This window comes from Sphingomonas sp., from assembly GCF_036387595.1.
Lineage (GTDB): Bacteria > Pseudomonadota > Alphaproteobacteria > Sphingomonadales > Sphingomonadaceae > Sphingomonas.
Window position 1 is genome coordinate 55,806 of record NZ_DASVTL010000096.1, and the last position, 6,301, is coordinate 62,106.

Sequence of the window (6,301 nt, forward strand, 5' to 3'; positions counted from 1 at the left end):
TTCGCAGCCGCGCCCGTCTGCTACGGGGCGGCAATGGAAGACACGCTGCAACTGGAAGTCCACGACATCGAGGTGCCGGTCCTGACCGGCATCTATTCGGAGGAGACCCACCTGCCGCAACCGCTGCGCATCTCGCTCACCGTCGATCTCGCCTGCGCCGCGCGCTTTGCCCCCGATACGCCGCTGGCGGCGTCCAAGAACTATCTCGACCTCAAGCACGCGGCGACATCCGCACTCCCGCCGGGCGTGCATTTCACGCTGATAGAGGCGGTTGCGGACCATATCTGCGAGACCTTGTTCCTTCAGGACGCACGGGTTTCGCGCGTGAAGGTCAGGATCGTCAAACTGGCGATTGCGGAGGCGGGCGAATCGATCGGCATCACGCTCGTGCGGCACCGCCGGTGAGGTTGGCCGCGGGCGACGACATCGTCGCGATCGTCCGGACGGCGACGGGGGAGTGTATCACTCTGGTACACGAAGACGGCGATTCGCTGGCCCACGCCCTGACACTGGCGGCGATCGCGCCGCTGGCGATCGAACGCGCGCCGATGCGCGTCAACCTGGTCGTGGCGGGGGACGATGCCGATCCGGCGGACGTCGCCGCCGCGGTCGCCTTTCTCGATGGCGCATGCTCGACGACCGGGCAGATTGTGCGCGTCGGTCAGCCCGGCGTCCGGTCGCAGGGGCCAAGCTGTTCCAGCACGAACGCATAGTCGGTCCGCGCCTGTTCCGCGTCACCTGCGTCGAGCGTCGCGGTCGCGCTTTCGGGCAGCGCGGCCGGCAATCCGCACGCCAGCCGATACCATAGCAACGTCTCGCGCGCTGGCGGCCCGGCGGCCTCGTCGACCACCTCGCTCAGTGCCACCGCCCAGCGCGGCTGTTCACCGGGACGCCGCAGGATGGAGAGCGACATGGGAACGTTCCCTTCGGTCGCGACGAACACCTGGGTTTCGCCCTCACCCGGCAGCGCGCCGGGGACGTGGAAGGCATTACCGATGCCGGTCACCCGCGGCGGGGCGTCGGGTGCCACCACCGCCTGCGCGATCGCGCGGACACGCGCGTCGGCCTCGGGTGTCCAGGCGATGTGCGCGTCCGGTGCGACCAGCTGCAATTGTCCGGGTGCCCCCGCCGGCCGCGCCAGGATCAGGAAACGCATCTTCTTCAGCTTGGCAAACCGGCCATCGGCGTCGGGCGACAGGTCGACCAGATAACCGATCCGCGGTGGTGTGCCCCCGGCACCACGCACCAGCGCGGTGACATCCGCCTCGACATAGACGCGCTGCCTGCCCGGTGCGACTCCGGCCGCCTCGGCGCCCTTGATTCGCGCCGTGGAGCGCACCGTCGCGTCCGCGATCACGGGGGCGGCGAGCACCATGTCAGCCAGATCGGCATAACCGGGCACGGTAACGGCGGCGGTCGGCCGGGCCACCTGTGCACGCGCCGGAAGTGGCGCCAGGAACGACAGTAGCAGGCAAAGCCCGATGACGGCAGGATAAAGGCGGAGCATGCGAGTCTGCTAGCGCTGCGGACATGAACGATACAGAACTAAATCGGCGCCCGTGAGTTTGAACGTTTGTTGCGTCCGACAAAGCGTTTGCGTGTGGGTGAACGGGACGATAGGAATTGGGCCTGCCCGGATACGCATGAGTTCGGGCAGACGGTTTATGGGCGACCGGCGCTATCGTCCGGACCGCGCAGGATTGAGGGAGTGTCTTTGCCGCATGGCCTATACCGACCAGAAGATGTCCGGTGGCAAGGTGATCGCGATCGTTATCGTCGCGCTGATCCACGCCGCCCTGGGCTACGCCTTCGTCACCGGCCTGGCGTACAAGTACGTTAAGGCGGTCAACACCGAGCTGGACGTGTTCGACGTCGAGCCACCACCCCCGCCGCCGCCGCCGGAGGATCCGCCGCCGCCGCCGCCGGATCAGCCGAATCTGCCGCCGCCACCGACCACGGTCGTGACGCCGCCGCCGATGGTTGTGACGCCGCAGCCGTCGTTCATGAACACGACGCCGGTCATCCCGCCGAGCCAGCCGATCTCGCCGCCTGCGCCGCCTGCACCGCCAGCGCCGCCGGCGCCGCCTGCAGTCTCGAAGGCAGCCGGGCTCAAGGGCAATCCGGGTCAGTTCTTCGGGCCTGACGCTTATCCGCCCGCGGCACAGCGTGCCGAGGCGCAGGGCAGGGTAGTCGCGTCGCTGACGGTGGGTACGGACGGCCGGGTAAGCGATTGCTCGGTCACCACGTCTAGCGGCAACAGCGATCTCGACAACACCACCTGCCGGATCGCCAAGAGCCGGGTGCGCTTCTCGCCTGCCCTGGACCAGGCGGGAAATCCGATCACGTCGCGATACACCTTGCCGGTCCGCTGGGTGCTGCCACAAAACTGATGTGAGGCGTCCGGCCGGAGCATGACTTCGGCCGGCGCTTCAGAAACGTCCCGATCCCCCGATCACTCCACCGTTGCGACATCCAATCAATTCAGAGGGAACCTGCCATGATCATCAACATTCTCGCCGCGGGCGGCGCCGCCGCCAAGGGCGACAACCCTTACGGCCTCGAAGCGGCGCTGCGTGAAGGCGGCCTGATCTCCCAGTCCGTGTTCGCGATCCTCGTGCTCATGTCGATCGTGTCCTTCTACATCCTCTTCTCCAAGCTGTTCGAGCAGCAGAAGATCATGAACCAGGCCAAGCGCGTCCGTCAGCAATTCTGGCAGTCGAACTCGCTGCGTGAAGGGTCCGCCAAGCTCGAGAAGAACTCCGCCTACAAGCAGATCGTCGACGACGGCCTGGCTGCGCAGGAGCAGCATTCGAAGCTGACCGATCCCGTCGAGGCGCATGACTGGCTGCACGGTTCGCTGGCGCGTTCGGAAGCGTCGATCAATTCCAAGCTGGGCGGCGGTCTCGCCTTCCTGGCGACGGTGGGTTCGACCGCGCCGTTCATCGGCCTGTTCGGCACCGTGATCGGTATCTACCGCGCGCTCATCAAGATCGGTTCGTCGGGCCAGGCGTCGATCGACGCGGTCGCAGGGCCGGTCGGCGAGGCGCTCATCATGACCGCCCTCGGTCTGGTCGTCGCGGTTCCCGCGGTGCTCGCCTACAACTGGCTGCAGCGCCGCAACAAGTCGATCGCCGAGGATCTGTCGGCCTTCTCCACCGACGTTCTGGGCTTTCTCGCCTCGAATGGTGCGGTGAAGCCGGTCGTCGTCGGCGGCAGCACGGTTGCTCGCCCGGTGGCGACGACGACGGTCAAGACCAATCCGGGTGCCACGGCAACTGCCGGCCAGACCGGAGGCGTTCCGCGCGCATAACGAACGAAGCGGCGGGGTCGCGACGGTCGCGACCCCGCGATACCTCGGTCCATCAATTCGCCATGCGTGGCGGGACCGGGAATGACATAGGATGGATCGCGCATGTCGATGAGTGTTGGCGGCGATGCTGCCGAAGAAAAACCAATCACCGACATCAACACGACGCCGCTCGTCGACGTCATGCTGGTGCTGCTGATCATCTTTCTGATCGCGGTCCCGGTGGTGCTCCAGAGCGTGAAGCTCAAGCTGCCCGACGTCCGTTTCGACCCGACGACGACGAAGCCTGAGAACGTGCTGCTGTCGGTCACCGGCGACGGCGCCAATTGCAATGTCTATTGGGGCATGTCTCCGGTGACGTCGACCGAGTTGCTCAACCGCGGCGTCGAAAAGCTGAAGGCCGAGATCGAGCGGCAGGGCGGTGTGGGCAATCCGGCCCTCGAATTGCCCGAGGCGCATATCCGTGGCGACGTGAATACCCCGTATCGCTGCATCGGCGGTGCAATCTACACGATGCAGCGCGCAGGCTTCGCCAAGGTGGGCTTCATTTCCGAACCGCCTCCCGGCGGCAACCCTCGGCCGTCCTAAGCTGCCGGTGACGCGCCGCTGGCGCATATAAGACCCAGGAGTATCCCGACATGTCCATGAGCGCCGGTAACGACGACGGCGAACCGATGATGGAAATGAACACGACGCCGTTGATCGACGTCATGCTCGTGCTCCTCATCATGTTCATCATCACCATCCCGATCCAGACGCACGCGGTGAAGGTCGATCTGCCGCAGAACAGCAAAAGCAACCAGCAGGTCATCGACGCGCAGAAGAACAAGGTGACGATCGACGCGGCCGGTGTGACGGCGTGGAACGGCACGCCCGTCGACGAGGTGACGCTGCGGCAGTATCTCGATCAGACCAAGGGTATGACCCCGGAGCCCGAACTGCATTTCCAGCCGGATCCTCAGGCGCGCTACGAGTCGGTCGACAAGATCCTGGCGGTCATCAAGCGGTCGAACGTTGGCAAGCTGGGTTTCATCGGCAACGAGCAATATCGCAACGACTTCTAGGCAAGTCGGCAGCGTCGGCTTTCAAGGGCGGTCTCGAAAGGGGCCGCCCTTTTTCGTCTTAAACTGGAGTGCGCCGCCGAGTGCGGATGGTGCTCGGGGGGCTCCCGCAATCTCAAATTCAGGCATGACCGCTCGCTTCGGTGCTTGCGCCATTGTCTCAAAAGTGACACTCACCTGTCACAAATCTGAAACGTTGAGCGGGAGGTGGTAGCGATGCGCAGGATCATTTCGGGCCTTGTGGCAATTCTGGCGGTTCAGACGGGCGCTCAGGCGGCGGATCGCAACGCCACGGCGGCGATCGTGGCGGGTGACCTGCCGCAGGCGGAGCGCATCCTGACGACCGAGCGTCGCATATTTCCCAACCGCCCAGAATTGATGCTTAACCTAGCCGCTGTCTACCGCCAGACCGGTCGCGAGGCGGAGGCCAACGCGCTGTACGCTAGCGTCCTCCGCCGGCCGGCCGCACTGATGGACCTGCCCGATCAGCAGATCGTGTCCTCACACGTCCTGGCCCAGGCAGGTCTGCAGAAATCCACCCAGATCGCGTCCCGCTGAACCGCTGCTTGCGTCCTCGGGCGCTCGCGGAGGAGGACGTGAACCGGGTCCGGTTCGGGGCAGCCATAACCCCTTGTAGTCGTGAGCCACGCATGACGCCCTCCGATGCAGCTCTTGCGTGGATAGCGTGGTCGTTGGGCTTGCTCTGCTTCGATCCCGCCTAGGCAGCCACTGAGAGCAGGCGAAGGCGAGGCTCGCAACAGGAGGCAGTCGACCAGTCGTACGCGGCACCGCTTCGAATGCGTTGGACGGGCGTTCGGCACGAACGAAAGCACCGATCCTCGCGGTTGCATCCGTCGCGATCAGGCGCCCTTAGCCCATGCTGGGTCGGTCCCGAGAGGCCGTTTGCAAACATGGCACGCTGCGCGTGCACGACTTCGACATACGCTGTTCTACAGATGTTAGAGTATCAGTGATGGTCAAGCGCGTGCTGGCGTCCAGAGTCGGTCTGCCTTGAGCTGGGCATTTGCGGTGACGACGAGCTTTCGCATGACGGCGGTGATAGCGATCTTGGCTGGCTTTCCGGCACCAAGGAGTTGCTGGTATTTGGCCTTGAGGTGTGGATTGAAGCGGGCGGCGACCAGGGCCGGCATGTAGAGTGCTTGGCGGACGTTGGCCCTGCCGCCGCGGATGAGGCTCTTGCCTTTCCACTGGCCGGACTGGCGGGCGACGGGGGCAAGGCCGGCCAGCGAGGCGGCCTGCTTGTTATCGAGCGATCCGAGTTCGGGCATGGTAGCGATGATCTGGTTGGCGGTGAGCGTGCCCAGGCCTGCGATGCTGGTGAGGATGTCGTGCCGCCGGGCAAGCTTCTCGTCGGCGGTGATGAGGCCTGCGATCTCGGCGTCGAGCGCGTCGATGTGTCGGGCGATCTATTCGAGACGCTGGCTGCACTGCCGCTTGAGCAGCGTGACGGTAAGGTTCTTCTGGCGGTTCTTGAGCGCGGTGCGATCGCGGACCAGTCCGTCGCGTGCGTTGACGAGTTCGGCCAACTGGTTCTGCTGCGGGCTTCGTGCGGGCCTGACCGGCGGTTGCAGCGCGACCGCCATCCGGGCGAGCAGCCTGGCGTCGATGCGATCGGTCTGGCAAGCGTGCCCGTCGCCTGGGCGAAGCGCCTTGCGCGTTCCGCGTTGAGCTTGACGCAGGGCAGATGCCCCAAGCGCAACCTCCAGCGCGCGGTGGTAAGTGCCGGTCGCCTCATAGGCGATCCGCTCGACCTGCCATTGCCCGGCCCATGCGATCAGCGCCTTGTGACCCTTGGCGGTGTTGGGGAACTGGCGATCGATCCCGGCAGGATGGGCATGGCAGTCCAGCGCCGCTTTGGAGATGTCGATGCCGATGGTTTGTGGTAGGTCATTGCTCATCTTTTCCGCTGTCC

At 65.3% G+C, this 6,301-nt stretch carries 10 protein-coding genes; 7 read left to right on the forward strand and 3 right to left on the reverse strand.

The annotated features are described in order from the left end of the window. Nucleotides 1-33: 33 nt before the first annotated feature. Together VF643_RS11530 and VF643_RS11535 are read left to right on the forward strand one after the other, a co-directional pair. Nucleotides 34-405 carry a dihydroneopterin aldolase gene (locus tag VF643_RS11530; protein ID WP_331043546.1) on the forward strand — a complete coding sequence of 124 codons (372 nt, stop codon included), beginning with the start codon at nt 34-36 and terminating at the stop codon, nt 403-405. After that, a complete protein-coding gene (locus tag VF643_RS11535) occupies nt 402-713 on the forward strand; it encodes a Rossmann fold domain-containing protein (RefSeq protein ID WP_331043535.1) in 312 nt (103 codons plus the stop codon). The genes VF643_RS11530 and VF643_RS11535 overlap by 4 nt, the downstream gene beginning before the upstream one ends. Here the strand turns inward: VF643_RS11535 and VF643_RS11540 are convergent. Beyond that, nucleotides 662-1,507, reverse strand: a complete 846-nt coding sequence (locus VF643_RS11540) for a hypothetical protein (RefSeq protein WP_331043536.1) — start codon at nt 1,505-1,507, stop codon at nt 662-664. The two genes, VF643_RS11535 and VF643_RS11540, sit on opposite strands and share 52 nt — an antisense overlap. A gap of 214 nt (nt 1,508-1,721) precedes the next feature. On the opposite strand from VF643_RS11540, the gene VF643_RS11545 reads away from it, so the two are divergent. The 5 genes from VF643_RS11545 to VF643_RS11565 all read left to right on the forward strand — a co-directional run bounded on the left by VF643_RS11545 (nt 1,722) and on the right by VF643_RS11565 (nt 4,926). Next, nucleotides 1,722-2,390: an energy transducer TonB gene (locus VF643_RS11545; RefSeq protein WP_331043537.1), complete on the forward strand. Its 669-nt coding sequence runs from the start codon at nt 1,722-1,724 to the stop codon at nt 2,388-2,390. A gap of 107 nt (nt 2,391-2,497) precedes the next feature. Beyond that, entirely contained in the window at nt 2,498-3,310 is an 813-nt protein-coding gene (locus tag VF643_RS11550) for a MotA/TolQ/ExbB proton channel family protein (RefSeq protein WP_331043538.1), read from the forward strand. Between the two features lie 102 nt (nt 3,311-3,412). Then, nucleotides 3,413-3,895, forward strand: a complete 483-nt coding sequence (locus tag VF643_RS11555) for a biopolymer transporter ExbD (protein ID WP_331043539.1) — start codon at nt 3,413-3,415, stop codon at nt 3,893-3,895. Nucleotides 3,896-3,945: 50 nt separating this feature from the next. After that, nucleotides 3,946-4,371 carry a biopolymer transporter ExbD gene (locus tag VF643_RS11560; protein WP_331043540.1) on the forward strand — a complete coding sequence of 142 codons (426 nt, stop codon included), beginning with the start codon at nt 3,946-3,948 and terminating at the stop codon, nt 4,369-4,371. Nucleotides 4,372-4,584: 213 nt separating this feature from the next. Beyond that, a complete protein-coding gene (locus tag VF643_RS11565; RefSeq protein ID WP_331043541.1) occupies nt 4,585-4,926 on the forward strand; it encodes a tetratricopeptide repeat protein in 342 nt (113 codons plus the stop codon). A gap of 419 nt (nt 4,927-5,345) precedes the next feature. Here VF643_RS11565 and VF643_RS11570 read toward each other — a convergent pair whose 3' ends face one another. Beyond that, nucleotides 5,346-5,795 carry a transposase gene (locus tag VF643_RS11570; protein ID WP_331043547.1) on the reverse strand — a complete coding sequence of 150 codons (450 nt, stop codon included), beginning with the start codon at nt 5,793-5,795 and terminating at the stop codon, nt 5,346-5,348. Beyond that, on the reverse strand, nt 5,796-6,301 hold a 506-nt coding region (locus VF643_RS11575; protein WP_331043542.1), incomplete at its 5' end, for an IS110 family transposase.